We start from the raw sequence: 25647 nt of genomic DNA, 5'->3' as shown, positions 1-25647 counted from the left end.
AAGTCGCTGCAAAAAACAGGGGCCGCCATCATGTCATTCGACTAGTTTCGACTTGCATTCCCGGTCTGACTAAAAATTCATCCATGAATAAACCGACATCGCGCCGCGATTGCCGGAGCGGACGCTTTCATCCGTGATTTTCTGCTGTGCGTCACCCTGTGTGGTCGCAATACCAATACCAAGGCCGAAATCAATAACGAGGGAAAGCATGAATACTGCGCGTTCGAAAAAGGCGAGTGAACCGTTCCCGAGACTGTTGTTGCCCACGGGTGTTTTCCTGGCACTGTCCGGCGCGGGTATCGTGCCCGCTCATGCAACTTGCAACCAGGCGGGCACGACGGTGAGCTGTTCCGGCGTCGCGAACCCGCTGGCGCCGAGTTTCTCGAGCAACCTCAACAACATCAACGCGACGGTCAACCCCGGTGCGAGCGTCGGCGTGCTGCTCGGCGTCGGCGGCACGGCGATGTCGCTGACGGGCAACAACACCACGCTGACCAACAACGGCACGATCGACCCGTCGGCGCTCGGCTCGGGGCTCGGCGTGCTGTCGAGCGGCGCGGTGATCGGCAACGCGGCGGCGAGCTCGGTCAACGTCACCAACAACGGCGTGATGAACGGCTCGACCGGCGTGGCGATCAGCGGCGTGACGGGCATGGCGCTGTCGGTCCAGAACGGCCAGGGCGGCACGTCGACCATTACGAACACCGGTTCGATCGGCTCTTCCGCGCTGGTCGGTGCGACGCTGATCGGCACCGATGCGCCGGTGGTCGCCGCCTACGGCGGCGGCACGGTCAACATGACGAACAGCGGGACGATCAGCGGCCGCGTGTCGTTCGGCTCGAACAGCGCGCCCGGGGGCGGCAATACGTTCACCAACTCGGGCGTGATCAACGGCAGCGTGTCGATGGGCGCGAACAGCACGAACACGTTCAATGCGATCACGGGCTCGCAGGTCAATACGGCGGGCGGCACCGGGGGCGCGTTCAACATCACGGTCGGGGCGAACACGCTCAACGTCGCGCAGACGGGCATCGTCGACGGCGGCGCGGGCGGCAACAACACGCTCAACCTGCAGCAGGGCGCTTCCGCGAACGGCACGATCGCGGCCAACAACTACATCAACTTCAATCACCTGAACGTCCAGGGCGGCAACTGGACGATCAACGGCGCGTCCACCGCGCAGGACGCGACGCTGAGCGGTGGCGTGGCGATCATCAACGACAACGCGTCGCTCGGCACCGGCAACATCACCGGGAACGGCGGTGCGTTGCAGGCGGGCACGGCGGCGCTCAACGTCTCTAACAACGTGTCGCTCGGCGTGGGGGGCCTGACGGTGCAGGGCACGACCGGGCTGACGCTGTCCGGTACGGTGTCGGGTGGCGGTGCGCTGACGAAGAGCGACGGCGGCACGCTGACGCTGTCCGGCGCGAACAGCTACACGGGCGGCACCAACCTGAACGCCGGCGGCCTGGTGATCGGCAACAATTCGGCGCTCGGCATCGGCACGCTGAACGTGAACGCGTCGGCGTCGCTCGACACGAGCACGAACGTGACGCTCGGCAACACGGTCAATCTCGCCTCCGGCTCGACGCTGTCGATCGGCGGCAGCAACAGTCTCGGGCTGACCGGCGCGATCAACGGAAGCGGCGGCCTCGTGAAGGACGGCGCGGCGACCACGACGCTGAGCGGCGTCAATACGTATACGGGCGGCACGACCATCAACAGCGGTACGCTCGCGCTGAATGGGGCCGGCAGTCTGTCGGCGACCGGCACGGTCAACCTGACCGGTGCGGGTGCAACGTTCGACGTGAGCGCTGCGTCGGGCGGGCAGACGATCGGCTCGCTGGCCGGCGCGGCCGGCACGAACGTGAACCTCGGCGTCAATTCGCTGACGCTCGGCGGCACCGGCAATGCGACCTATGCCGGCACGATCGGCGGGTCGGGCAGCGTGACGCTGTCGGGTACCGGCGTGCAATCGCTGACCGGTACGAACGTATACACGGGCGGCACCAACCTGAACGGCGGCAACCTCGTCGTCGGCAGCAATACGGCGCTCGGCAGCGGCGCGGTGAACGTGAACGGCTCGTCGACGCTCGACGCGACGACCAACGTGACCCTGGCAAACGGCGTCAATCTCGCGACGGGCACCACGCTGACGCTCGGCGGCGGCACCGATCTCGGCCTCGGCGGCGTGATTGCCGGTGGCGGCGGTCTCGTGAAGAACGGCGCGGCCGCGCTGACGCTGAACGGCGCGAACAATTACGCCGGTGGCACGACGCTGAACGCAGGCAGCCTCGTGCTCGGCAACGGCTCCGCGCTGGGCACCGGTGCGCTGACCGTCGGCGGCGCGGCGACGCTCGATACGAATGCCGCCTTGTCGGTCGGCAATGCGATCGGTCTCGGCACGGGCGCGACGCTGACGCTCGGCGGCAGCAACGCACTCGGATTGAGTGGCGCGATTTCCGGTACGGGCGCGCTGGTGAAGAACGGTGCGTCGACCACGACGCTGACGGGGGCGAACACCTACACCGGCGGCACGACGATCAATGCCGGCACGCTCGCGCTCGGCGCGGGCGGCAGCCTGTCGTCCACGGGTACGGTGAACCTGGTCAATGCGGGTGCCACGCTCGACATCAGCGCGGGCAGCGCGCAATCGATCGGCGCGCTGTCGGGCGGCGTCGGCACGAGCGTGAGCCTCGGCGCCAACGCGCTGACGCTGGGCGGGACCGCGAGCGGCACGTTCAGCGGCACGATCGGCGGCACCGGCGGCCTGACGCTGGCGGGTACCGGCACGCAGACGTTGAACGGCGCAAATACCTATACCGGCGGCACGAATCTCAATAGCGGCAGCCTGGTGCTCGGCAACAACGGGGCGCTCGGCTCCGGCGCGCTGAACGTCGGCGGGGCGGCGACGCTCGATACGAATGCGAGCCTGTCGGTCGGGAATGCGGTCAATCTCGGCACGGGCGCCGCGCTCACGCTCGGCGGCAGCAACAACCTCACGCTGGGCGGCGCGATTTCCGGCGCGGGCAGCCTCGTGAAGAACGGCGTGGCCACCACCACGCTGACCGGCACGAATACCTACACGGGCGGCACGACGATCAACGCGGGGACGCTGGCGCTCGGCGCGGGCGGCAGTCTTGCATCGACCGGTGCGATGAACCTCGCGGGCGTCGGCGCGACGCTCGACCTGAGCGGCGCAGCGGGCGGCCAAACGCTCGGCGCGCTGTCGGGTGTCGCGGGAACGAACGTCAACCTCGGGAACAATGCACTGACGCTGGGCGGGACCGCCAGCGGCACGTTCAGCGGTGCGATCGGCGGTACGGGCAGCCTGACGCTCGCAGGCACCGGCACGCAGACGCTGAACGGCGCGAGCACCTATTCGGGCGGCACGAACCTCAATAGCGGTGGCGTGGTGCTCGGCAACAATACGGCGCTGGGCACCGGCACGGTGAACGTGGGCGGCGCGGCGACGCTCGATACGAACGCGAGCCTGACGGTGGCCAATGCGGTCAATCTCGGCACGGGTGCGGCGCTCACCTTGGGCGGCAGCAATGCGCTCGACCTGAGCGGTGCGATTTCCGGTGCGGGCAGCCTCGTGAAGAGCGGCGCGGCGACGACCACGCTGACGGGCGCGAACACGTACACGGGCGGCACCACGATCAACGCCGGCACGCTGGCGGTGGGCGCGGGCGGAAGCCTCGCGTCGACCGGAGCGATGAATCTCGCGAGTGCCGGCGCGACGCTCGATCTGAGCGCCGCGACGGGCGCACAAACGCTCGGCGCATTGTCGGGCGTCGCGGGCACGAACCTCAACCTCGGTGGCAACGCACTGACGCTGGGCGGGACCGCCAGCGGCACGTTCAGCGGTGCGATCGGCGGCACGGGCAGCCTGACGCTCGCGGGCACCGGCACGCAGACGCTGTCCGGCGCGAACACCTATACGGGCGGCACGACGATCGGCGGGGGCAGCACGCTGGCGCTCGGCGCGGGCGGCAGCCTTGCGTCGACCGGCACGGTGAATCTGGCCGGGGCCGGGGCGACGTTCGACCTGAGCGGCGCATCGGGCGCGCAGACGATCGGCGCACTGACCGGTGCGGCCGGCACGAACGTGAACCTCGGCGGCAACGGGCTGACGCTGAGCGGCAACGGCAGCAACACGTTCGGCGGCGCGATCGGCGGCGCCGGCGGCCTGACGCTCGCCGGCAGCGGTACGCAGACGCTGACGGGCGCGAACACGTATACCGGCGGCACGACGATCAGCGGCGGCGGCACGCTGGCGCTGGGTGCGGGCGGCAGCCTCGCGTCGACCGGCGCGGTGACCCTCGCCGGCACGGGTGCGACGCTCGATCTGAGTGGCGCGACGGGCGCGCAGACGATCGGCACGCTGGCGGGTGCGGGCGGCACGAGCGTGAATCTGGGCGCGAATGCGCTGACGCTGAATGCCACCACCAACGGTACGTTCGGCGGTGCGATCGGCGGGACGGGCGGTGTGACGGTCGCCGGCACGGGCACGCAAACGCTGACGGGCGCGAACACGTATACCGGCGGCACGACGATCAACGGCGGCAGCACGCTCGCGCTCGGTGCGGGCGGCAGCCTCGCGTCGGGGGGCGCCGTGACTCTCGCGGGCGCGGGCGCGACGTTCGACGTGAGCGGCGCGACGGCCGCCCAGACGCTCGGCACGCTGACCGGCGCGGCCGGCACGAACGTGAATCTCGGCGCGAATGCGCTGACGTTGAGCGGCAGCGGCAACGGTACGTTCGGCGGTGCGATCGGCGGGACGGGCGGCGTGACGTTCGCCGGCACGGGCACGCAAACGCTGACGGGCGCGAACACATATACCGGCGGCACGACGATCAACGGCGGCAGCACGCTTGCGCTGGGAGCCGGTGGCAGTCTCGCGTCCGGTAGCACCCTGAATCTCGCGGGCACGGGTGCGACGTTCGACGTGAGCGCTGCGAGCGGCGCGCAAACGATCGGTGCGCTGGCGGGGGCGGTCGGCACGAACGTGAATCTCGGCGCGAATGCGCTGACATTGAGCGGCAGCGGCAACAACACGTTCGGTGGCACGATCGGCGGGACGGGGGGCGTGACGCTGGCGGGCACCGGCACGCAGACGCTGACGGGGGCGAACACGTACACGGGCGGCACGACGATCCATGGCGGCAGCACGCTTGCACTTGGCGCGGGAGGTAGCCTCGCGTCGACGGGCGCGGTGAATCTTGCGGGCACCGGTGCGAGGTTCGATGTGAGCGCCGCGACCGGTACGCAAACGATCGGTGCGCTGTCCGGCGCGGCCGGCACGAACGTGAGTCTCGGCGCGAATGCGCTGGCGCTGAACGGCACCGGCAGCAGTACGTTCGGCGGCACCATCGATGGCTCGGGCAGCGTGACGGTGGCGAGCGGCACGCAGGTGCTGACCGGCGGCAACACGTACACGGGCGGCACCACGATCGCCGCCGGCGGCACGCTGCAACTCGGCAACGGCGGCACGTCGGGCAGCGTGGCCGGCAACGTCGTCGACAACGGTGCGCTGATCGTCAATCAATCCGGCAATGTGACGATCGCGAGCGTGCTGTCCGGCACCGGCTCCCTCACCCAGGCCGGCAGCGGACAACTGACCCTGACCGGCACGAGCACGCTGAGCGGGCCGACCACGGTCAGCGCGGGCACCCTCGCCGTCAACGGTTCGCTCGGCCAGTCGACCGTGACCGTGCAGAGCGGCGCGACGCTGACCGGCACCGGCACGGTCGGCGGCCTCGTCGTGCAGAACGGCGCGACGGCGGCTGCCACGCAACCGGGCGCGGCGCTGAACGTGGGCGGCAACGTCACGTTCCAGCCGGGTTCGACGTTCCAGGTCGCCGCCACGCCGCAGCAAAGCGGCAGCCTCGCGGCGAGCGGCACGGCGACGCTGAACGGCGGCACCGTGCAGGTGCTGGCGAACCAGAGCGCTTACCAGCCGAGCACGACGTACACGATCCTCAGCGCGTCGTCGGGCGTGCAGGGCGCGTTCACCCAGGTGAGCGCGAACTACGCGTTCCTGACGCCGACCCTCAGCTACGACCCGGGCCACGTGTACCTGCGACTGGTTCAGAACGGCACGTCGCTGCCCGACGTCGCGACGACGCCGAACCAGCGCTCGGTCGCGACCGCGCTGGGCGGGCTCGGCGCCGGCAATCCGCTGTACGACGCGGTGCTGACGACCGACGCGCCCACCGCGCGCCGCGCGTACGGGCTGCTCGACGGCGAACTGCAGGCGAGCCTGAAGAGCATGCTGCTGCTCGACAGCCGCTATGTACGCGACGCGGTGACCGATCGTGTCCGCCAGGGTCTCGCGCCCGGATCGGGCCCGCTCGCGGCCCTGTCGTCGGGCGGCGCCGCGCTGTGCGGCGACAACACGGCCGGCGTGGCCGACCCGACGCTGCCGCCGGAACGCCGGATCGGCTCGCGCGACGGGTGCTACGGTGGGACGCCGTATCAGCCGGTCGTCTGGGGGCAGGCGTTCGGCGGCCGCAGCCGGCTCGCCGGCGACGCCAACGCGTCGACGATCAACCGCAGCATGACGGGCTTCATCGCCGGCGCCGACATGGCGCTCAACGACAAGTGGCGCGCGGGGCTGGCGGCCGGTGTCACGCACAGCTCGCTCGACAACGACCAGAGTTCGTCGGCGGCGGTGAACAGCTACTACCTGTCGCTGTACGGCGGCGCGCAGTACGGCGCGCTCGGCGTGCGCGGCGGCGCGTCGTACACGTGGTACCGCATCAACAGCGACCGCTATCCGGGCTTCGCGGGCTTCTCCGATCACGACTCGGCCGGCTACAACGCGAATTCGGCGCAGGTGTTCGGCGAAGTCGGCTACGCGCTGCCGGTCGGGCCGGTCGCGATCGAGCCGTTCGCGGGCCTCGCGTACGTGAACCTGCATACCGACGGCTATACGGAAACCGGCGGCGCGGCCGCGCTGCGCGCCGGCGGCGAGACGACCCACGTCGGCTTCTCGACGCTCGGCCTGCGTGCGGCGTCGCAGCTCGGCTCGATCGCGAGCGGCACGTTCACCGCGCGCGGGACGGTCGGCTGGCGACATGCGTTCGGCAACGTGCGGCCGTCGTCGGCGTTCACGTTCGCGAATGGCGGCACGTCGTTCCAGGTGTCGGGCGTGCCGATTGCTCGCGACAGCGCGGTACTCGAAGCCGGCATCGACGCGAACGTCACGAAGCGCCTGACGCTCGGCCTCACGTACAGCGGCCAGTATGGCAGCGGCGTGCGCGACAACGCGATCCTCGGCAACATCCTGTGGAAATTCTGACCGGCAACTGACGTACCCGTCCGCGGCGCACGTGCCCGGTTCTGGCCTATCCTGTGCGAAACACGCGACGCGCGCCGCGCGTTGCGCCTCGACACAGGAGCATCGATGCCGAATCACGCCGAAGCCACGACGACGCAGGCGCCGCAAGTCGCGCCAGTTGCCCCGACCATCGCGTCGGGTCCCGCCTTCATCGCGCCCGAAGCCGATCAGCAGGTTCTCGCGCGCAACAACCAGTACGTGCTGAAATCCGGTGACGCGTTCGTGGTCAGCGACGCGCTCGGTGACATCGGCGGGCATGACGACGGCCTGTTCGTCGACGACATGCGCGTGCTATCGAAATGGCGCCTGACGTTCGGCGGCCGCGCGCCGTCGCTGCTGTCGGGCGCGACGAGCGCCGACAACGCGTCGTTCACCGCGCACCTGACGAACCGCCCGCTGCCGCCGCTCGGCGGCCACGAGACGCCCGAGGGCGTGATTCATATCGAGCGCATGCGCGTGCTCGCGGGCGACGTGCTGTACGAAGCGCTGACGCTGACGAACTACGGCGCGAGCGAAGCCGAGGTGCCGCTGTCGCTGTCGTTCGCGGCCGATTTCAAGGACATGTTCGAAGTGCGCGGCACGCAGCGGCCGAAGCGCGGCACGGTGGGCGCGCCGCGCGTCGACGCGGGCGCGGTGCGGCTGCGCTACGACGGCCTCGACGGCGTGGAGCGCAACGTGACCGTGCATTTCTCGCCGGCGCCCGACGCGCTGTCGGTCGATCGTGCGGACTACACGCTGACGATCGCCGCGCAGGCGTGCGTGTCGATCTACCTGACCGTCGATGCGACGCTCGGGCCCGAGCAGGGCGAAGGGCCCGGATGCGGCCGCGTCGCGCTGCGTACCGCGCTGGTCGGCGTGCATCGCGAGATGCGGGCACGGCGCGAGTCGATGGCGCGCGTGAACACCGGCAATCCGCTGTTCGACGCATGGCTCGATCGTTCGCTCGCGGATCTCGGGCTGCTCACGACGCAGCTCGACACGGGGCCGTACCCGTATGCGGGCATTCCGTGGTTCTCGACGCCGTTCGGCCGCGACGCGATCATCACGTCGCTGCAGATGCTGTGGCTGCAGCCGTCGCTCGCGCGCGGCGTGCTGCGTTTTCTTGCCGAGCATCAGGCGCGCGAGACCTCCGCGTTCCGCGACGCGGAGCCCGGCAAGATCATGCACGAGTTCCGCCGCAGCGAGATGGCCGCGACGGGCGAGGTGCCGTTCGCGCTGTACTACGGCGGCGTCGATACGACTCCGCTGTTCATCGTGCTCGCGGGCGCCTATCTCGAACGCACCGGCGACGATGCGCTGATCGACGAGCTGTGGCCCGCGCTCGAGCGCGCCGCGCAATGGGTGATCGACAAGTGCGACCGCAATCCGTACGGACTGCTCGATTACCAGCGCACGTCGGAGCGCGGCCTCGCGAACCAGGGCTGGAAGGACAGCCACGATTCGGTGTTCCACGCGGACGGCCGTTTCCCGGACGGGCCGATCGCGCTCGTCGAAGTGCAGGCCTATGCGTGCGCGGCGCTCGACGCGATGTCGGCATGCTCGCACCGGCGCGGCCATGCGGCCGACGCGACGCGCTACGCGTTGCGCGCGAAGACGCTGCGCGATCAGGTCGATGCGCTGTTCTGGATGCCGGAAGGCGATTTCTACGGGATCGCGCTCGACGGTCATGGCGAGCTGTGCCGCGTGTTCGCGTCGAACGCCGGCCACCTGCTGGCATTCGGGCTGCCCGACGCCGAGCGCGGCGCGGCGGTCGCCGGCGTGCTCGGCTCGGCGCTGTTCCAGACGGGCTGGGGCATCCGCACGCTCGCGGCCGGCCAGCCGCGTTTCAACCCGATGGCGTATCACAACGGCTCGGTGTGGCCGCACGACAATGCGCTGATCGCGCGCGGTCTCGCGCGCTACGGCGACAAGACGGCCGCGGTGAATCTGCTGCGCGCGCTGTTCGAGGCGGCGGTGAGCTTCGAGATGCGCCTGCCGGAGCTGTTCTGCGGGTTCCCGCGCCGGCGCGGCGAACCGCCGACCGCGTATCCGGTGGCCTGCCTGCCGCAGGCGTGGGCGGCCGGCGCGCCGTTCATGATGCTGCAGGCGTGCCTCGGCGTGAGCATCGACGCGTCGCGCCACGAGGTGCGCGTCGAGCGCCCGGCATTGCCGGAAGGCGTCGACTGGCTGCGGATCGACGCGCTGCGCGTCGGCGACGAAACCGTATCGCTGACGTTCCGCCGTGTCGACGGTCAGGTCGTCGCGGCGGCGGAGCAGCCGGGCCGCGTGAAGGTGGTCGCGGTACTGTAGCGGGGCGTTGCGCGATGTCGCGCCACGTTCGCGCGCAGCGGCATAGAATCGTGACATGACCCTTGAACGATGGCGGAGGTAGACGATGACGACCGACAACCGGCCCGACGACGGCGAGCACAAGCTCGAGAATCTGGAAGCGGCGGTCGACCACCTGCACAAGTCGATCGAATCGCAGAGCATCGCGGTCGGCGCGGCGAAAGGCATCCTGTTCAGCCTGATCGAAACGCTCGGCGCACTGATCGGCGATCCCGACCTGCCCGAGCATGCGCGTTCGGGCTACGAAGCGTTGCGCGACAAGGCGAGCGAATTGCGCGGCGGGCTCGACCGCCATTGATGCACGGGCGGCGCGGGCGCTGCCCGATTTGGCAGACGCGGCACAAAACCCCGTGCGCTCAACCAGTTAGGTGCCCGATACGCAGGATATCCACAAGCTTGCCAACACAATCTGTGGAGAACCGCCCGGCCGCCGGCCGGGTGCGTCGCGGGTGCGTGGCGAGCGGTTCGACAATCGTTCCGGTGCCACACCATTGACCGGTCAAGGTCCGTGGATCGAATCCCCTTGTGTATCAAGATGTTACGCGTCCGATCTGATGGATATCCACAGGCTTGCCAACAAAATCTGTGGACAACTCGCAATCGATTGCGTCGCAGGGGTTGAGGATCCGGCCGGAATGCGACCGGGGCACTAAGCCCGTGCGCAAAGGCTGCCCGCGCCGTGCACCGGCACGCTAATGCGTGCGCGATCAAGGGCTTAGGCGCCAGGTACCCAGGATATCCACATCCTTGCCAACACTTTCTGTGGACAAGCGGCGTTATTCGACGGGCGCGGCGCCGGCCGCCTCGGCCACGATCCAGTCCCGAAAGAGCGTCATCGCGGGCGTCAGCGGTTTCGACTTCAGCGACGTGAGCCAGTAGCCGCCCGCGCGCACGTCGATGTCGAGCGGCCGCGCGAGCTGGCCGAGCTGCAGTTCGCGCGCGAACATGCACGCGGGCGCGAGCGCGACGCCCGCACCCTGCATCGCGGCCTCGACCATCAGCCGGGACGAATCGAACACGGGTCCGTTGACGGCCCACGGTTCGAGCCGTGCGGCGTCGAACCAGCCGAGCCATTCGTCGGTGCGGTACGAGCGCAGCAGCGTTTCGTTCGCGAGATCGGCCGGCCGCGCGAGGCGCCGCGCGATCTCCGGCGTGCACAGTGCGGTGAGTGGCGCATCGAGCAGCCGCTCGTTGCGCGTCGCCGGCCAGTTGCCTTCGCCGAAACGGATCGCGAAGTCGAGGCCCTCGGCGGCGAGGTCGACGACATTGTTGTTGGTCCGCAGCCGCAGCTCGACGAACGGGTGCGTGTCGCCGAACTGCTTCAGCCGCGGCATTAGCCAGCCTAGGGCAAAGGTGCCGACGACGCCGAGCGTCAGCACTTCGTGGAAACGCCCGCCGTCGAACTGCTTGAGCACCGTTTCGATGCGGCTGAACGCGTCGCTCAGCACCGGCAGCAGCGCGCGCCCTTCGTCGGTGAGCCCGAGGCCGCGCGGCAACCGCGTAAACAGCGTACAGCCGAGCCGCTCCTCGAGCGAGCGCACCTGCTGGCTGACGGCGGCCTGCGTCACGCTCAGCTCGAGGCCGGCGCGCGTGAAGTTCAGGTGGCGCGCCGACGATTCGAACGCGCGCAACGCATTGAGCGGAAGATGAGGGCGGAGCTTCGTCATAAGGATTTCTTTTGTCAGCGCTCAATTATCGTTGCTTGTCAGGCAACCGTAAAGTCTCGATAGTGCTGTCTCGGCGGCCGGCCGTTTTCCCTCTCCCGACACCGTTGCGCCGCCATTCCACCACGAGACAACCGACATGACCTACTCATCGAAACGTCGAACCCTGTTGCTGGCCGCCGCGACGGCGCCGCTCGTTCTCACCGCCACCGCGTGCGCGTCGCGGCAGGCCGCTGCGCCGGACCCGGCCACGGCGGCGGCAGCGGCTGCCGCGGACGCCATGGCGCCCGCCGCGGCAGCAGCGACGCTCGCCGATCTCGAACGCGACGCGGGCGGCCGTCTCGGCGTATGCGCGATCGACACGGCGAGCGGCCGGGTCATCGAGCATCGCGCGGGCGAGCGCTTCCCGTTCTGCAGTACGTTCAAGGCGATGCTGAGTGCGGCGGTGCTCGCGCAGAGCGTCGAGCGGCCGGGCTTGCTGCAACAGCGCGTGACGTATACGAAGGCCGACCTCGTCAACTATTCGCCGGTGTCGGAGAAGCATGTCGGCGCGGGCATGACGGTGGCCGCGCTGTGCGAGGCGACGATCCAGTACAGCGACAACTCGGCCGCGAACCTGCTGATGAAGCTGATCGGCGGCCCGTCGGCGGTCACCGCCTACGCGCGCTCGATCGGCGACGACGCGTTCCGGCTCGATCGATGGGAGACCGAACTGAATACCGCGTTGCCGGGCGACCCGCGCGACACGACGACGCCTGCCGCGATGGCCGCCAGCATACGCGTGCTGACGCTCGGCGACGCACTGCCGGCCGCGCAGCGTGCGCAGCTCGTCACATGGCTGCGCGGCAACAAGGTCGGCGACAAGCGGATTCGTGCGGGCGTGCCGGCCGGATGGACGGTCGGCGACAAGACCGGTACCGGCGACTACGGGACGACGAACGACGCGGGCGTCATCTGGCCGACGTCGCGCGCGCCGATCGTGCTGGCCGTGTACTACACGCAGACGCGAGCCGATGCGCGGGCGAAGGATGACGTGATCGCGTCGGTCGCGCGCATCGTCGCGCAGACGTTCGGTTGAGCCGCGCGGCGCGGCGTGCGTAGCGAGATCCGCGGGCGCGCCGTGCCGCAGTCGTGACCCGCGCGATCAAACGTTGTGCGATCAACGACTTAGATCGCGCATGCTCAGGATATCCACATGCTTGCCAACAAAAAGTGTGGACAAGCCCGCACGCGGCGGCGCCCGGCATGCGCCCGCCGTCGTGCCGCGTTTGAAGCAGCGCGGACAAAGTCTTTCGGATCAAGCGTTTGGCCGCGGTATGCGCAGGCTATCCACACGCTTGCCAACACAATCTGTGGACAAGCGCGGCGAGCAGTGTGGCAGCCGGCGCGTCACGCGTCGAGGCAGCACATAATCGGTGATTGGCCGCTCGCGTGCCGTTTTCGAGGCGGCGCGGACAAAGTCTTTCGGATCAAGTGCTTGATCGCGGTATGCGCAGGCTATCCACATGCTTGCCAACACAATCTGTGGACAAGCCCGCGCGCTGCCGCGATGGCAACGCTCAGGGCTGCCGATCGCCGACGGCCGGCCAGCGCGCGAACGCGAACACCCACAACATGATGAAGTTCAGCACCGGGACGAACATCGTCAGGATCCACCAGCCCGAATGCCCGGTGCGCCGGACGATGCGGACGTACGGATAGACGACGATGGCGACGAGCACGAGCGAGATGAGCAATTGCCACGCGGTGAAGTGTTCCATGGTCTTCCTCGGATTGAAATGTCGTCATGCGGTGCCGGCGGAACGGCCGGCCCGTGGCGCCGACGCGCGTTGCCGGCCATGCGCGGCCGCGTGCGGCTTGCGTGATCTTGATGGGTGACGGGCGCGGGCGTCAAGGCATCGGCGCTGCGCCGCGATCGCACTGAATCGTCCGCGTGCGCGCCGGCCGCTACCGCGCGCTGCCGAAACGATGACACGCGGCACGAACCGTAGACCGATCAATGGGTTAGCGCAGGCTTGCGCAGGATATCCACAAGCTTGCCAACACAATCTGTGGGTAAGTGGCGCAGCGCCGGCCCGGCATGCGTGCGGGCGTTACGACGCGCAGCGGGCGTGCATCGGACTACAGGACTACATCGGGACTACATCGCCGTGGCGTCGTGATGCGAAGTGCGGCGAAGCGGTGTGCGCGATGGCCATGGCGCGCGCCGTGTCTGCATCACGCGTGCCAAAGTCCATCGGATCAAGGGTTTAGCGTCGCGGTGCGCAGGATATCCACAAGCTTGCCAACATTTTCTGTGGAGAACTCCACGTTCGCGAGGCGGCCGATGCCACGCACTGCCACGCTTCGCATGCCCGCTCACGCCGTGCAGATACCGGCCACGCCGACCTTCTGGAACAGGTGCGGGCTGGCGACGGCGGACGACGGATAGGCCGACAGCTTGGCGACGAACTCCGGATGCGTGAAGGCCGCGCGAAACGCGTCCGTCGATTCCCAGATCGCGTAGTTCAGGTAGGTCGGGCTGTCGCCGAGCGCGCGATGAAGCTGCGTCGAGATGAATCCCGGCTGCCGCTTCATGAAAGCCGCGTCGTCTTTCCAGGCGGCGAGAAAATCGGCTTCGTCGGCGGGCGCGAGCGTGAACACGTTGACGAGCACGACCGGGTCCGCGTCGATCGCAATCTGTTGCTGGATCGGAAAGGCCGGATCCATCGGCTTGAACTGGGGCATGGGTGCTCCTGGTGAGGTAGAGGGCGAGCGGGCGGCTACGCGTGGCCGTCCTGGCCGTGCGCGCCGGACATCGCCGACAGCACGCGCAGCGCCGCGTCGAGGTCGGAAGAGCTGAAGTCGCCGGCGATGTCGCGGACATGCCGCTGCCACTGCTCGACCACGGCCTGATAGGCCGCTTCGCCGCGCGGCGTCAGCGCAAACAACGGCGAGCGCTTGTGCGCCGGATTGGGCAACGACAGCACCAGCCCTTCGTCGGTCAGCACGTTGATCTGTTTCAGGACGGCCTGCCGCGTGATGCCCATCGTGTCGGCGATCTGCGGGATGTTGGGCGCGTCCGGCGCCATCGAGATCGCGCCCAGCACCTGCCAGCGCGCGCTGGTCAAGCCGTGCGGCCCGGCGAAGGTGTTGCCCCATTCGATCAGCAGGCCGTTCAACCGGAATACGGATAGCGCGACGGCGGTCAACTTGTCGGATTTCGTCATGGCCAGCTCGGGTCGTAAATTGACAACTACTTTACGTAATAGACAACTAGTTGTCAAATTGATGGGCGAGTGTCGACAGACGAAGGGGCTTCGGTATTGCAGCGTGGAAGCGCACGCGAACATCCGTGAAACCTCGACCGATCTTTGGGGCGAGCGGATTGTCCACCAGGAGTGACGCGCGCGGGCGTGCTTGCCCCGGGCCGGCGCATTTGCCGCGCACGCACGACAAACCCTTTCCGATCAAGGGCTTGGTGCTGTTAATGGAAGGTTGTCCACAAGCTTGCCAACATTATCTGTGGACAAGCCTTCGGCCGCCCGCGCATCAGGCCGGCAGCGGGAAGCGCACCGTGACGGTCAGCCCGCGTCCGCCGCGGGTGGTGCCGAGCGAGACGGTCGCGCGATGCTGTTCGGCGATCCGCTTGACGATCGACAGCCCGAGCCCGCTGCCCGACGACGTGGCGGCCTGTGCGCCTTCGCCGCGATAGAAGCGTTCCCACACGTCGGCGCGCTCGGCTTCCGGAATGCCGGGGCCGTCGTCCGCGACTTCGAGCACGGGCGTCGTGCCGTCGACGCGCGCCGACACGTCGACGCGCGCGCCTTCGCCTGCATAGCGGATCGCGTTGTCGACGAGATTGTTCAGCAGCACGCGCAGCGTGTCGGCATTGCCCGCGGCCATCACCGGCACGTCGACGATCGCGCCGAGATCGATCCGGTGCGCGTCGGCGACGCGTGCGCGATCGGACACCACCGAGCGGCACAGCGCGGCGAGATCGACCGGCGCCGATGCGGAGACGACCGCCTGCGCATCGGGTTCGAGGCGCGCGAGCGTCAGCAACTGTTCGGCGAGGTGGCCGAGGCGGGTCGTGCCCGCATGGATCTGCGCGAGGATGTGCTCGCGTTCCTCGGCCGTCGCCGCGCGCCGCAGCAGTTGCGACTGGATCGACAGCCCCATGATCGGCGTGCGCAGCTCGTGCGCGGCATCGGCGATGAAGTGCCGCTGCAGCGTGAACGAGCGGTCGAGGCGCGCGAGCAGGTCGTTGATCGCTTCGGCGAGCGGGCGGACCTCGTTCGGCATCGACGCGACGTCGACCGGTTCGAGGTTGTTCGCATTCCTGCGTTTCAGGCCGGACGCGATCGCCCGCAGCGGCCGCAGCCCCGCGCCGATGCCGAACCACAGGCCGAGCGCGAGCAGCGGCAGCATCGAGAACACGGGCCACAGCAGGTGGACGGCGATGCCCGCGATCGCTTCCCAGCGCGCATGCCGCGCCTGCGCGAGCCGGATCGTCGTGCCGCCGCGCTCGGTCACATAGGTGCGCCACGGCTGGCCGCCGACGTCGACGCTCGCGATGCCCTGCTGCGCGGGCGGCGGCAGCTTCGAGTCGCGATCGGTCGAATACACGAGCGTGCCGTTGCGCCACACCTGCAGCAGCACCGCGTCGGGGTCGCTCGCTTCGAAGCCGTGCTTGCCTTTGGCATGGTTGCTGAACGACAGCTCGCCGTTCGGGCCGACCACGATCTGTTTCGACATGCTGCGCATCTGGTCGTCGAGCAGGTCGTCGAGTTCGCGCAGCGCGCCCCAGTAGGTGCCGGCACTCGCGACCAGGCCGATCACGCACGCGGCCGGCAGCAGCCACGTCAGCAGGCGCCGCCGCAGCGACGCGTTGCGCCAGCGCGCGACCGCGCGTTCCATGCGCGTCACGTGCCGTCACCGATCCGGTAGCCGACGCCGCGCACCGTGCGGATCATGTCGTGGCCGAGTTTCTTGCGCAGGTTGTGGATATGCACCTGCACCGCGTTGCTCTCGATTTCCTCGCCCCAGCTGTACAGCCGTTCCTCGAACTGCTCGCGCGAAATCACCGCGCCCGGTTCGCGCATCAACTCGTGCAGCAGTACGAATTCCTTCGGCGACAGCGGGACTTCGTCACCGTCGAGCCAGACGAGGTGCTTGACGGGATCGAGCCGCAGCGGGCCGATCGCGAGCGTCGTCTGCGCGCGACCCACATGGCGGCGGCTGACCGCGCGAATGCGGGCGAGCAGCTCGTCGAGCTCGAACGGCTTGACGAGATAGTCGTCCGCGCCGCTGTCGAGGCCGGCGATGCGGTCCGGCACGCCGTCGCGCGCGGTGATGATGATCGCGGGCAGGTTTTCGTCGCGGCGGCGCAGCGCGGCGAGCACCGACAGGCCGTCGCGGTTCGGCAGCCCGAGATCGAGCAGCAGCAAACCGTAGCCGGTCGCGCGCAGCGCGAGCGACGCGGCGTCGCCGTCCTTCACCCAGTCGACCGCGAAGCCTTCCTGTTTGAGGCCCTGTTCGAGCCCGCTGCCGATCAGCGGATCGTCCTCGACGAGCAGTACGCGCATGAATCCGTGTCTCTTCAAACGGGGCGCCGCGGCGCCCGGGATTCCCATGATAAGCGCACGCGTCTTAGACCAAGCTTAAATGCGCGCAGGGCGCCGCGCGGTTTTCGTACTCGTCCAATGCGGCACCGTGTCACTTCGGGATGCCCTTCAGGTTTGCTTAATCTTACGGTCCGTAATCTGGCGCCGTCGCGTTCAACGGAGCGCGGCGCCACATCGAAGAAGAGGACCACGATCATGAAACACCTGGCCAGAATTCTGGCGGTCGCGCTCGTCGCGCTGCCCGCCGCCGTCTACGCGCAATACACGGGGCCGTCCGCGCTGACGACGACGACCGTGAAGGAACTGCTCGCCAACGGCCGGGACGACCAGCACGTGCAGTTGCAGGGGCGCATCGTCAAGCACGTCGGCGGCGAGGATTACGAGTTCGCCGACGCCACCGGCACGATCCACGTCGAAATCGACCACAAGCTGTGGGCGGCGGGCCAGCCCGTCAGCGACAAGAACGAGGTGAAGCTGACCGGCGAATTCGAGCGCAAATGGTCGGGCCGCGTGAAGGTCGACGCCGATCACGTCGAAGTGCTGCGCTGACCGATGCGCGCGGGGCCGGTGATACCATGGACGACCGGTTCCCGTTCCCATCAAGATGGCCGCCAATTTCGACGAACTCGCGTCCCGGATCCGGGCGCAATTTTCCGAGCTGAGCCCGCAATTCCAGGCGGGCGCCGCCTTCCTGCTCGATCATCCCGACGAAGTCGCCACGTCGTCGATGCGTAAGGTCGCACAGCGCGCGCAGGTGCAGCCTGCGTCGCTCGTGCGGCTCGCGCAGCAATTCGGCTTTCCCGGCTGGAACGAGCTGCGCGACCTGTGCGTCGCGCGCGTGCGTACGCGGCCCGAGCCGCTCACGCAGCGTGCGCGCTCGCTCGTGCGGCCCGACGCGAAGGCGTCGCTCGCACACGACCTGCTCGCCGCGCAGCAGCACAACCTGTCGGCGACCGCCGCGCAGAACGAGCATGCGCTCGCGGATGCGGCAAAGCTGATCCGCAAGGCATCGCATGTGCACGTGGCGGGGTTTCGCTCGTGCTATCCGGTCGCGTTCGGTTTCGTCTACGGCTACCGGCTGTTCCGGCCGACCGTGTCGCTGCTGAACGGCGTCGCCGGTTCGCTCGAAATGGAACTGCGGACGATCGCGAAGCAGAGCGTGACCGTGATCGTCAGCTTCGCGCCGTATTCGGCCGAAGCGACGCGCGTCGCGCAGGCCGCGAAGGCGCAGGGCAGCCGGATCGTCGCGATCACCGACAGCGCCGTGTCGCCGATCGCGCTGCACGCGGACGCGCAACTGATCTTCACGCACGACAGCCCGTCGTTCTTTCCGTCGCTGGTGGCCGCGCATGCGATGGCCGAGGCGCTGGTCGCGCAGTTGCTGGCGCTCGAAGGCAGCGATGCGATCGCGGCGCTCGAGCGGACCGAAGCGGAACTGCACGCGAAGGGCGCGTACGTCGTTTGACGGGCGCGGCACGGGCAGTTTCAGCCCTCTCGCATCACTTTCATTCACGACCCGACGCAACTCGATGACGTTGACCTACGCAGTGACCGACGCGGGCGACGCGGCGGTGCGCAAGCAGATCGTCGCGCCGCTCATCCGCTTCAACGAAAGCCAGGCCGGCCCGGTCGACTTCCGGCCGCTGGCCGTGATCGTGACCGACGAGGCCGGCGCGGTGGTCGGCGGCCTGTGGGGCGGCACGGCGTTCGGCTGGCTGCACGTCGACCTGCTGGTCGTGCCCGAGGCCGCGCGCGGCCAGGGTGCCGGCACGCGCATCATGGACCTGGCCGAACAGGAGGCCGTCGCGCGCGGCTGCCACAGCGCGTGGCTCGACACGTTCGACTTCCAGGCGCGACCGTTCTACGAGAAGCGCGGCTATGTCCGCTTCGGCGAGCTGCCCGATTATCCGGTCGGGCACAGCCGCATTTTCCTGACGAAGAAGCTCGCGGGCTGAGCGCCGCCGCGCGGCACGATTGACGTTGCCGGCGGCCGTCGCCTACGATACCGGACAGCGATGCAGGTCGCTTCCGGGTCCGCGGAAAGGGTTCAACCCACCTGTCGCGGCAAATCCGGTCTTTCCCCATCCTTTGTGCTGGCGGTATTGCGGACCTTCGGCCATCCATGCACGAGGATCCGCATGAAAAAGCTGCCTCCCAACGCCCATCCCGATCATCTGAAAAAGCAGGCCAAGGCGTTGTTGCGCCTGTACCGGCAGGGTGACGCCGATGCCGTCGCGCGCTTCGTCGAGTCGCTGCCCGCCGCCGCGAATCGCACGCACGACGAAACGCTCGCGCTCGGGCTGCGCCTGCACGACGCGCAGTCCTGCATCGCGCGCGAGTACGGTTTTGCTTCGTGGGCCGATCTCGGCGTGTTCGTCGAAACCCATGCGCTCACGCGGGAACCGCGGCCGCTGCTGATCCGCCGCTGGCTCGAGCTCGCTTACGGCGCCGACGTGACGGGCGGCTTCGACGCGGCCCGGCCGCGCGTCGCCGCGCAATTGCTGCTCGATCATCCCGATCTCGTTTCGGCGGACCCGACCATCGCGTGTGCGGCCGGCGATCTCGACGCGGTGAAGGCCGCGCTGGCCGCCGATCCCGGCTGGATCGCGCGCGCCGGCGGGGCGCTGAAGCTGCCGCCGCTCGTCGCCGTCACGCATTCGCGGCTCGGGCAGCTTCCCGAATTCGCGGCGAGGTTGCGTGCGTGCGCGCGTCATCTGCTCGATGCGGGCGCTGATCCGAACCAGCGGATCGGCAACCGGTATCCGCCGGCCTCGCTCGCCGCGCCCGATGCGTCGGCGCCGCTGTCGGCGCTCTATGGCGCCGCCGGCGTCCAGCGCGATCCGGCGCTCACCGCGATGCTGCTGGAAGCCGGCGCCGATCCGAACGACGGCGAATCGCTGTATCACTCCGTGGAGAACCCGGCGTGCACGCGGCTGCTGCTCGAGCACGGCGCACGGGTGGGCGGGACGAATGCGTTGCGACGCGCGCTCGACGTGCCGGACGCGACCGCGCTCGAACTGCTGCTCGCGCATGGCGGCGATCCGAACGAACCGGCCGGCGAGGGGCCGACCAGGACGTGGGGCGCGCCGTTGCTGCGCGCGATCGCCGTGCGTTGCCCGGCGCGCCACGTCGCCGCGCTGCTGGCGGCCGGCGCCGATCCCCGCGCGCGGACCGCCGCGGGCGTCAGCGCGTACCGGCTCGCGATGCAGACCGGATCGTCCGATGTCGCGGCGCTGTTGCGCGCGGCCGGCGCGGAGGAAGCGCTCGATGCGCAAGACGCGTTCGTGGCGGCGTGCGCGCGCGCCGATGCCGACGACGCACGGCGCATCCAGGCACGTCATCGCGACCTGCCCGGTGCGCTGTCCGACGACCGGCTGCGGTTGCTGCCGGACGCCGCCGCATGGGGTTCGCGCGATGCGGTGAAGGTGATGGTCGAGCTGGGCTGGCCGATCGACGCGCGCGGCGGCGACTGGGACGCGAGCGCGCTGAATCACGCGGTGTTCCGCGGCGATGCGGAACTGCTGGCGTTTTTGCTCGCGCACGGTGCAGGCTGGCGCGACCTGCACGGGTTCGGCAGCGACGCGCTCGGTACGTTGTCGTGGGCGTCGGTCAACGAACCGGAGGGAGCTGGTGAGGCCGACTGGGAGGCGTGCGCGCGCGTGCTGCTTGCGTATGGCGTGCCGCCAGCGGTGCGCGATCCGTCGAATCCGGACGGCGTGCTGATCGACGGTCGCGCGATGCGGTTCTCCGAGGCCGTCACCGACGTGTTGCTCGGCAGCGACGGCGGGCGGCCCGTATCGACGTGAACCGACGCGGGCGGCCGCGCGGGGTGGCCTGCATTCGGCGTTGGGCCGCATTCTTCCTGTTGCGCGACGACATTTCGACGAAAGCTGAAACGTCGCGTGCACGACCGGCGTAAGCTCACCCGTCAACACTGTCCCTGGAGTTCGCGATGATCCGTTCCGACCTGCAAGCCCGCCACGCCGAAGCTTTCCGTGCGCTGCATACGCGCCCCGGCGCGTTCATCATCCCGAACCCGTGGGACGCCGGCACCGCGCGCCTGCTCGCGATGGCCGGCTTCGAGGCGCTCGCCACGACCAGCGCCGGCTACGCGTTTTCGAAAGGGCAGCCCGACAACGCGATCGACCGCGACGCGATGCTCGATCACATCGCCGATCTCGTCGCCGCGGGGGGCCTGCCGGTGAGCGCCGATCTCGAGAACGGCTTCGGCGACGCGCCCGGCACGGTGGCCGAAACGATCCGGCTGGCGGCCGAAGCCGGCGCGGTCGGTGGCTCGATCGAGGATGCGACCGGCCGCGCCGATACGCCGATCTATGCGCGCGACGCGTCGGTCGAGCGCATCGCGGCGGCCGTCGACGCGGCGCGCGCGCTGCCGTTTCCGTTCACGCTGACGGCCCGCTGCGAAAACTACCTGCACGGCCGCCGCGACCTCGACGACACGATCGCGCGGCTCGTCGCCTATCGCGACGCCGGCGCCGACGTGCTGTATGCGCCCGGCATCACCGACGCCGACGAGATCGCGGCGGTGACGCGGGCGGTCGGCGCGCCGGTCAATGTCGTCATGGGCCTGCAGGGCGGGCTGCTGAGCCTCGACGAACTGGCGGCGCTCGGCGTGAAGCGTGTCAGCGTCGGCGGCGCGCTGGCGCGGGCCGCGCTCGGCGCGTTCCTGCGCGCGACGACGGAGATGAGGCGCGACGGCACCTTCACCTTTACCCAGGCGGCCGTGCCGGGGCGCGATATCAACCGCTGGTTTGCGGCACCGGATAATTCGCCGATTTTGTTCGACGAATGAGCCCCAATAAAAGCCGGAATCGTTTACGGCGAAACATTGATTGACAATAATCAACCGGTTTCGCGTCCGAATTAATCGTCGATGACGACACGAAAATCATCGTCTATTCTCCGCATTCCGCCTGTTCGGCCACAGCCGGCGCGCCGCGCCTGACGCCCGGCGGGCCGTCAGGCGTGACGATCCCGCGCATTGTTGCAGGTTATTGTTCAGAGCGTTGCCGCGCGCGGCAGTTGCCGGATGATTTTTTGATTGATAATCTGCGGCACGTTCCAATGGCCGGTCAGTGCGCCGCCGGGAATATCAATATATTCAATATATAAAAAGCTGAGAGAGCGATGACGATCCGAGAAAATCACCGCATGAGGTTTCGCGTGGGCGATGTCGTGACGCTTAAAACGGGCGGCCCGCGCATGACCGTCACGTATGCCGGGCCGGTCGTGTTCGACGACGGCGACTGGCTGATCTGCCAGTGGTTCGACGAAAGCGGCGAATTCCGGCAGGAAATGTTCCATCACGACACGGTGGTGCCCGAACCGCGCGCGATTTCGGCCGGGCGGGTCCGGCTGCGCATGCAGTCGCACCGCGACCGATCGGCGGCCTGACGCCGGCCGCCTCAGCCATGCCGTGACTCGTCGCTCCCCGTCCGTACCGCGACATTTCACGCCATCCCGAAACATGCGGCGGCGCACTGCGCCGATACTGAGCGCATGAACCCGACCGATCCCATTGCCGCGGTCACGCACCGCGATCCCTATCCCTATTACGCCGCGCTCGTCGACGGGCCGCCGCTCGCGTTCGATGCCACGCTCGGCCTGTGGGTCGCGAGCCGCGCGACGGCCGTGACGGCCGTGCTCGGCGATCCGGCCTGCCGCGTGCGCCCGCTCGACGCGCCGGTGCCGCCCGCGTTGCGCGGCACGACGGCCGGCGCGCTGTTCGGCGAGCTGGTACGCATGAACGAGGGTGCATCGCGACACGACCTACCGAAGCAGGCGTTGCGTGCGGCGTTCGCGCCGCTCGACCCGGCCGCGCTGCGCGATCGCGCCGAGGCGATTGCCGCGCGGCGGTTGTCCGCGCCCGGCGATGCCGACGCGCTGAACGCATGGTGCATGACGGTGCCCGTGTGCGCGGTTGCCGAGCTGCTCGGCTTCGACGAAACCCAGCTCGACGACATCGCGGCGCGGGTCGTCGAATTCGTCGCGGCACTGTCGCCGCTGTCGGATGCCGCGGCGCTGGCGCGCGCGAGCGACGCGGCGCGACAACTGCTCGACCGGATGACGGAACGCGTCGCGCAGTCGCATGCGCAGGACGGCACGCTGGTCGCCGCGGTACAGCAGGCGGCCCGCGCGTCGGGCTGGCAGGCGGGCGGCGCGCTGGTCGCGAATCTCGTCGGGTTGCTGTCGCAGACATGCGAGGCGACCGCCGCATGGCTCGGCAATGCACTCGTGGCGTGGAACGGCGAAGCACGCGAGGTGCCGGACGCCGCCGCGATCGACGCATTCGTCGCCGAAGTCGGGCGTTTCGATTCACCGGTACAGAACACGCGCCGCTTCGTCGCGGCACGCACGACGATCGAAGGCGTGAGCGTCGAAGCCGGCGACGCGATCCTCGTCGTGCTGGCGGCGGCGAATCGCGATCCGGCCGTGCATCGCGAGCCGCACCGGCTGATGCCCGGCCGCACGGCGGGGCCGAATTTCGGCTTCGGCACGGGGCCGCATGGATGTCCGGGCGAGCGAATCGCACGGGCGGTCACGGCGGGGGCATTCGCGGTGCGGTTGCACGCGGGCGGCTGGCCGCCGCGTGACGCACTGAAGTGGGATTACCGCGCGTCGACCAACGTCAGGATGCCGAAGTTCGACGCGAGTCGGTGAAGGGGAAAGAGGAACCTACCGGCAGCCCTGTTTTTCCGCCCATTGCTCCTGGGCGGCGACACGGCGTTGCACGCGTTCGACGAGGCCGGTCGAAAAAGTCCGCATGCTGATGCCGCGGCGCTTCGCGAGGATCGTCTGCGCGACGTCGGTGCGCGGGTTCGGCTGGCACGCCCAGTACAGCGTCATCAGCCAGCCGATGCCTGTCCACGCGAACAGGGCGTTGAACATCGCGATCGTCAGCTTGTCGTGCCGGCCGCGCCGGTCGGCAATGACGGCCGGCAGGAAATAGAGCGCGATCGCCGCGACTGAACCGGCCACTTGAATCAGGACTGCATCATGCATGGTGCTGCTCCGTCCGAACTGCAATGAGGCTGATTGTCGCGCTTTTTCCGTTCGTGTGCAGGCAATTGATTGTTGCGCTTTTAGTGACGATCAGGCGGCTTCGACGTCGGTCGGCTGCACGTCGTTGCTCAGTGCGAAACCTTCGTCGAGCCAGCCCGTCACGCCGCCGATCATCAGCTTGACCGGGCGGCCGAGGCGCGCGAGCCGGATCGCCGCGCGGGCGGCGCCGTTGCAGTGCGGCCCCGCGCAGTAGACGACGAACAGCGTGTCGGCCGGGTAGCCGGCGAGCTTGCTTTCGACGATCTTGCGGTGCGGCAGGTTGCGCGCGCCGGGCACGTGGCCGGCGGCGAACTGGTCGGGGCCGCGCACGTCGAGCAGCACGAAATCGGGCGTGCCGGATGCGAACGCGTCGTGCACGTCCCAGCAATCGGTCTCGAAGCGCAGCGAGGCCTCGAAATGCGCGAGGGCGGCGGGGCTGTCGGCGGCGGGGACGTCGGTGACGTGGGACATGGTCAGGCTCTCCGGGTTGAACGGGCACGAAATGCGCCGCAATGAAGGGCAGTATCGCGGTTCGGCGCGGGTCGCGGCAGTGGCGCGATCGACAAGTTCCGGTAACATCGCGCCATGCACAATCATCTCGTCGTCGCGCTCGCCTACGATCGGCTCTGCACGTTCGAATTCGGCTGCGTGGTCGAACTGTTCGCGCTCGAGCGCCCCGAACTCGGCGTCGACTGGTATCGCTTCGCGGTATGCGCGAGCGAGCCGGGGCCGGTGCGCGCGGCGGGCGGCATTACCGTTGCCGCGCCCTACCGGCTCGCGACGCTCGATCGCGCGGACACCATCGTGATTCCCGGCTGGCGCGATCCGGACGAATTGCCGCCCGAGCCGTTGCTGAAGAAGCTGCGGGCCGCGCACCGGCGCGGCGCGCGGCTCTGCTCGATCTGTTCGGGCGTGTTCGTGCTCGCGGCGGCCGGCGTGCTCGACGGCCTCACCGTGACGACTCACTGGCGGTATGCGGAACGCCTGCAGGCCCGTTATCCGGCGCTGCGCGTGAATCCCGATGCGCTGTACGTCGACGAAGGGCAGATCGTCACGTCGGCCGGCTCGGCGGCGGGGCTCGACATGCTGCTGCATCTCGTGCGCCGCGATCATGGCGGCGCGATCGCGAACCGCGTCGCGCAGCGTCTCGTGCTGCCGCCGCATCGCGACGGCGGCCAGGCGCAGTTCGTGCCGCGTCCGGTCGCACCGGGCGGCACCGACCGGCTCGCCAAGCTGATCGACTGGATGCGCGCGCATGCGGCCGAGCCGCACACGCTCGCGTCGCTCGCCGCGCAGGCCGCGATGAGCACGCGCACGCTGCAGCGTCAGTTCTCCGATGCGACGGGGATGTCGCCGCTGGCGTGGCTGATCCGCGAGCGCGTGAACGTCGCGAAGGACATGCTCGAGGCGCAGCCGGCACTGCCGCTCGCACAGGTCGCGGCGCGCGCCGGGTTCGGTTCCGAGGAGTCGCTGCGCCGGCATTTCCGGCGCGTCGCGGCGACGAGCCCGGCCGCGTACCGGCGCGGGATGGATCGGGGCGGCACGTAGCGGGTGTCGGGCCGGAGCGCTCGCGCGACGATGAAAAGCCGTCCCTGCGGCACGATGCGCTCACCCGCGCGGCCGGGCTGCGCGACGCATTTCC

Annotated in this window: 21 protein-coding genes; 12 read left to right on the top strand and 9 right to left on the bottom strand. The window is 69.1% G+C overall.

All coding sequences use genetic code 11. The features are described 5' to 3' along the window. Window positions 1-69 precede the first annotated feature (69 nt). Window positions 70-267, bottom strand: coding sequence for a hypothetical protein (locus H0X91_RS25575; protein WP_077209982.1), 198 nt, complete (start codon window positions 265-267; stop codon window positions 70-72). Between H0X91_RS25575 and H0X91_RS25570 the strand changes: the two genes are divergently transcribed. The 3 genes from H0X91_RS25570 (at window position 209) to H0X91_RS25560 (ending at window position 9971) form a co-directional block, all read left to right on the top strand. Beyond that, entirely contained in the window at window positions 209-7306 is a 7098-nt protein-coding gene (locus H0X91_RS25570) for an autotransporter-associated beta strand repeat-containing protein (RefSeq protein ID WP_196433465.1), read from the top strand. The two genes, H0X91_RS25575 and H0X91_RS25570, sit on opposite strands and share 59 nt — an antisense overlap. Before the next feature lie 105 nt (window positions 7307-7411). Next, complete coding sequence (locus tag H0X91_RS25565) at window positions 7412-9634, top strand: amylo-alpha-1,6-glucosidase (protein WP_006482131.1); 2223 nt, start codon at window positions 7412-7414, stop codon at window positions 9632-9634. Window positions 9635-9719: 85 nt separating this feature from the next. Beyond that, window positions 9720-9971 carry a hypothetical protein gene (locus H0X91_RS25560; protein WP_006482135.1) on the top strand — a complete coding sequence of 84 codons (252 nt, stop codon included), beginning with the start codon at window positions 9720-9722 and terminating at the stop codon, window positions 9969-9971. Window positions 9972-10449: 478 nt separating this feature from the next. Here H0X91_RS25560 and penR read toward each other — a convergent pair whose 3' ends face one another. Further along, a complete protein-coding gene (gene penR / locus H0X91_RS25555) occupies window positions 10450-11340 on the bottom strand; it encodes a beta-lactamase transcriptional regulator PenR (protein ID WP_006491626.1) in 891 nt (296 codons plus the stop codon). A 136-nt stretch (window positions 11341-11476) separates the two neighbouring features. Here penR and blaPEN-B point away from each other — a divergent pair, with 136 nt between their 5' ends. Continuing rightward, complete coding sequence (blaPEN-B, locus tag H0X91_RS25550) at window positions 11477-12415, top strand: PEN-B family class A beta-lactamase (protein WP_196433464.1); 939 nt, start codon at window positions 11477-11479, stop codon at window positions 12413-12415. A gap of 481 nt (window positions 12416-12896) precedes the next feature. Here the strand turns inward: blaPEN-B and H0X91_RS25545 are convergent, their stop codons facing one another. From H0X91_RS25545 to H0X91_RS25525, 5 genes are all read right to left on the bottom strand, one after another. Beyond that, window positions 12897-13097 (bottom strand): membrane protein, encoded by a 201-nt coding sequence (locus H0X91_RS25545; protein ID WP_006485688.1) that lies wholly within the window; start codon window positions 13095-13097, stop codon window positions 12897-12899. Window positions 13098-13695: 598 nt separating this feature from the next. Beyond that, the gene (locus H0X91_RS25540) at window positions 13696-14064 is read right to left on the bottom strand and encodes an antibiotic biosynthesis monooxygenase family protein (RefSeq protein ID WP_006485685.1); all 369 of its coding nucleotides are present in this window, start codon (window positions 14062-14064) and stop codon (window positions 13696-13698) included. 35 nt (window positions 14065-14099) lie between these two features. After that, on the bottom strand, window positions 14100-14546 hold the full coding sequence (locus H0X91_RS25535; RefSeq protein ID WP_196433463.1) for a MarR family winged helix-turn-helix transcriptional regulator: 447 nt from the start codon (window positions 14544-14546) through the stop codon (window positions 14100-14102). Between the two features lie 322 nt (window positions 14547-14868). Next, window positions 14869-16236, bottom strand: a complete 1368-nt coding sequence (locus H0X91_RS25530) for an ATP-binding protein (protein WP_206532996.1) — start codon at window positions 16234-16236, stop codon at window positions 14869-14871. A gap of 5 nt (window positions 16237-16241) precedes the next feature. Further along, window positions 16242-16904, bottom strand: coding sequence for a response regulator (locus H0X91_RS25525; RefSeq protein WP_196433462.1), 663 nt, complete (start codon window positions 16902-16904; stop codon window positions 16242-16244). A 234-nt stretch (window positions 16905-17138) separates the two neighbouring features. Between H0X91_RS25525 and H0X91_RS25520 the strand changes: the two genes are divergently transcribed. The 7 genes from H0X91_RS25520 (at window position 17139) to H0X91_RS25490 (ending at window position 23624) form a co-directional block, all read left to right on the top strand. Further along, window positions 17139-17492 carry a YgiW/YdeI family stress tolerance OB fold protein gene (locus H0X91_RS25520; RefSeq protein WP_006485690.1) on the top strand — a complete coding sequence of 118 codons (354 nt, stop codon included), beginning with the start codon at window positions 17139-17141 and terminating at the stop codon, window positions 17490-17492. A 55-nt stretch (window positions 17493-17547) separates the two neighbouring features. Continuing rightward, on the top strand, window positions 17548-18408 hold the full coding sequence (locus tag H0X91_RS25515) for a MurR/RpiR family transcriptional regulator (RefSeq protein WP_006485686.1): 861 nt from the start codon (window positions 17548-17550) through the stop codon (window positions 18406-18408). Between the two features lie 64 nt (window positions 18409-18472). Next, a complete protein-coding gene (locus tag H0X91_RS25510) occupies window positions 18473-18898 on the top strand; it encodes a GNAT family N-acetyltransferase (RefSeq protein ID WP_006485684.1) in 426 nt (141 codons plus the stop codon). Window positions 18899-19081: 183 nt separating this feature from the next. Next, window positions 19082-20749, top strand: coding sequence for an ankyrin repeat domain-containing protein (locus tag H0X91_RS25505; protein ID WP_196433461.1), 1668 nt, complete (start codon window positions 19082-19084; stop codon window positions 20747-20749). A gap of 146 nt (window positions 20750-20895) precedes the next feature. Then, the gene (locus H0X91_RS25500; RefSeq protein WP_196433460.1) at window positions 20896-21756 is read left to right on the top strand and encodes an isocitrate lyase/PEP mutase family protein; all 861 of its coding nucleotides are present in this window, start codon (window positions 20896-20898) and stop codon (window positions 21754-21756) included. Window positions 21757-22091: 335 nt separating this feature from the next. Beyond that, on the top strand, window positions 22092-22358 hold the full coding sequence (locus tag H0X91_RS25495) for a YodC family protein (RefSeq protein ID WP_034178596.1): 267 nt from the start codon (window positions 22092-22094) through the stop codon (window positions 22356-22358). Window positions 22359-22463: 105 nt separating this feature from the next. Further along, complete coding sequence (locus H0X91_RS25490; RefSeq protein WP_196433459.1) at window positions 22464-23624, top strand: cytochrome P450; 1161 nt, start codon at window positions 22464-22466, stop codon at window positions 23622-23624. A 15-nt stretch (window positions 23625-23639) separates the two neighbouring features. Here the strand turns inward: H0X91_RS25490 and H0X91_RS25485 are convergent, their stop codons facing one another. Together H0X91_RS25485 and H0X91_RS25480 are read right to left on the bottom strand one after the other, a co-directional pair. Next, window positions 23640-23966, bottom strand: a complete 327-nt coding sequence (locus tag H0X91_RS25485) for a superinfection immunity protein (RefSeq protein ID WP_006490851.1) — start codon at window positions 23964-23966, stop codon at window positions 23640-23642. 90 nt (window positions 23967-24056) lie between these two features. Continuing rightward, window positions 24057-24476 carry a rhodanese-like domain-containing protein gene (locus H0X91_RS25480; protein ID WP_060211854.1) on the bottom strand — a complete coding sequence of 140 codons (420 nt, stop codon included), beginning with the start codon at window positions 24474-24476 and terminating at the stop codon, window positions 24057-24059. Between the two features lie 114 nt (window positions 24477-24590). On the opposite strand from H0X91_RS25480, the gene ftrA reads away from it, so the two are divergent. Next, window positions 24591-25553 carry a transcriptional regulator FtrA gene (gene ftrA, locus H0X91_RS25475; protein ID WP_006490855.1) on the top strand — a complete coding sequence of 321 codons (963 nt, stop codon included), beginning with the start codon at window positions 24591-24593 and terminating at the stop codon, window positions 25551-25553. Window positions 25554-25647: the final 94 nt, after the last annotated feature.

Source organism: Burkholderia sp. 9777_1386, assembly GCF_015712265.1.
GTDB lineage: Bacteria > Pseudomonadota > Gammaproteobacteria > Burkholderiales > Burkholderiaceae > Burkholderia > Burkholderia cenocepacia.
The sequence above is the reverse complement of the archived record's forward strand: the minus strand, read 5'-3'. Positions and strand labels throughout refer to the sequence as shown.

Bases quoted from the DNA above. Each gene is read 5' to 3' on its own strand.
- H0X91_RS25485 (WP_006490851.1), bottom strand. From the start codon at position 23,966: ATGCATGATGCAGTCCTGATTCAAGTGGCCGGTTCAGTCGCGGCGATC.
- H0X91_RS25545 (WP_006485688.1), bottom strand. From the start codon at position 13,097: ATGGAACACTTCACCGCGTGGCAATTGCTCATCTCGCTCGTGCTCGTC.
- H0X91_RS25505 (WP_196433461.1), top strand. From the start codon at position 19,082: ATGAAAAAGCTGCCTCCCAACGCCCATCCCGATCATCTGAAAAAGCAG.
- H0X91_RS25480 (WP_060211854.1), bottom strand. From the start codon at position 24,476: ATGTCCCACGTCACCGACGTCCCCGCCGCCGACAGCCCCGCCGCCCTC.
- H0X91_RS25525 (WP_196433462.1), bottom strand. From the start codon at position 16,904: ATGCGCGTACTGCTCGTCGAGGACGATCCGCTGATCGGCAGCGGGCTC.
- blaPEN-B (WP_196433464.1), top strand. From the start codon at position 11,477: ATGACCTACTCATCGAAACGTCGAACCCTGTTGCTGGCCGCCGCGACG.
- H0X91_RS25560 (WP_006482135.1), top strand. From the start codon at position 9,720: ATGACGACCGACAACCGGCCCGACGACGGCGAGCACAAGCTCGAGAAT.
- H0X91_RS25535 (WP_196433463.1), bottom strand. From the start codon at position 14,546: ATGACGAAATCCGACAAGTTGACCGCCGTCGCGCTATCCGTATTCCGG.
- H0X91_RS25530 (WP_206532996.1), bottom strand. From the start codon at position 16,236: ATGGAACGCGCGGTCGCGCGCTGGCGCAACGCGTCGCTGCGGCGGCGC.
- penR (WP_006491626.1), bottom strand. From the start codon at position 11,340: ATGACGAAGCTCCGCCCTCATCTTCCGCTCAATGCGTTGCGCGCGTTC.
- H0X91_RS25515 (WP_006485686.1), top strand. From the start codon at position 17,548: ATGGCCGCCAATTTCGACGAACTCGCGTCCCGGATCCGGGCGCAATTT.
- H0X91_RS25570 (WP_196433465.1), top strand. From the start codon at position 209: ATGAATACTGCGCGTTCGAAAAAGGCGAGTGAACCGTTCCCGAGACTG.
- ftrA (WP_006490855.1), top strand. From the start codon at position 24,591: ATGCACAATCATCTCGTCGTCGCGCTCGCCTACGATCGGCTCTGCACG.
- H0X91_RS25490 (WP_196433459.1), top strand. From the start codon at position 22,464: ATGAACCCGACCGATCCCATTGCCGCGGTCACGCACCGCGATCCCTAT.
- H0X91_RS25500 (WP_196433460.1), top strand. From the start codon at position 20,896: ATGATCCGTTCCGACCTGCAAGCCCGCCACGCCGAAGCTTTCCGTGCG.
- H0X91_RS25510 (WP_006485684.1), top strand. From the start codon at position 18,473: ATGACGTTGACCTACGCAGTGACCGACGCGGGCGACGCGGCGGTGCGC.
- H0X91_RS25540 (WP_006485685.1), bottom strand. From the start codon at position 14,064: ATGCCCCAGTTCAAGCCGATGGATCCGGCCTTTCCGATCCAGCAACAG.
- H0X91_RS25520 (WP_006485690.1), top strand. From the start codon at position 17,139: ATGAAACACCTGGCCAGAATTCTGGCGGTCGCGCTCGTCGCGCTGCCC.
- H0X91_RS25565 (WP_006482131.1), top strand. From the start codon at position 7,412: ATGCCGAATCACGCCGAAGCCACGACGACGCAGGCGCCGCAAGTCGCG.
- H0X91_RS25495 (WP_034178596.1), top strand. From the start codon at position 22,092: ATGACGATCCGAGAAAATCACCGCATGAGGTTTCGCGTGGGCGATGTC.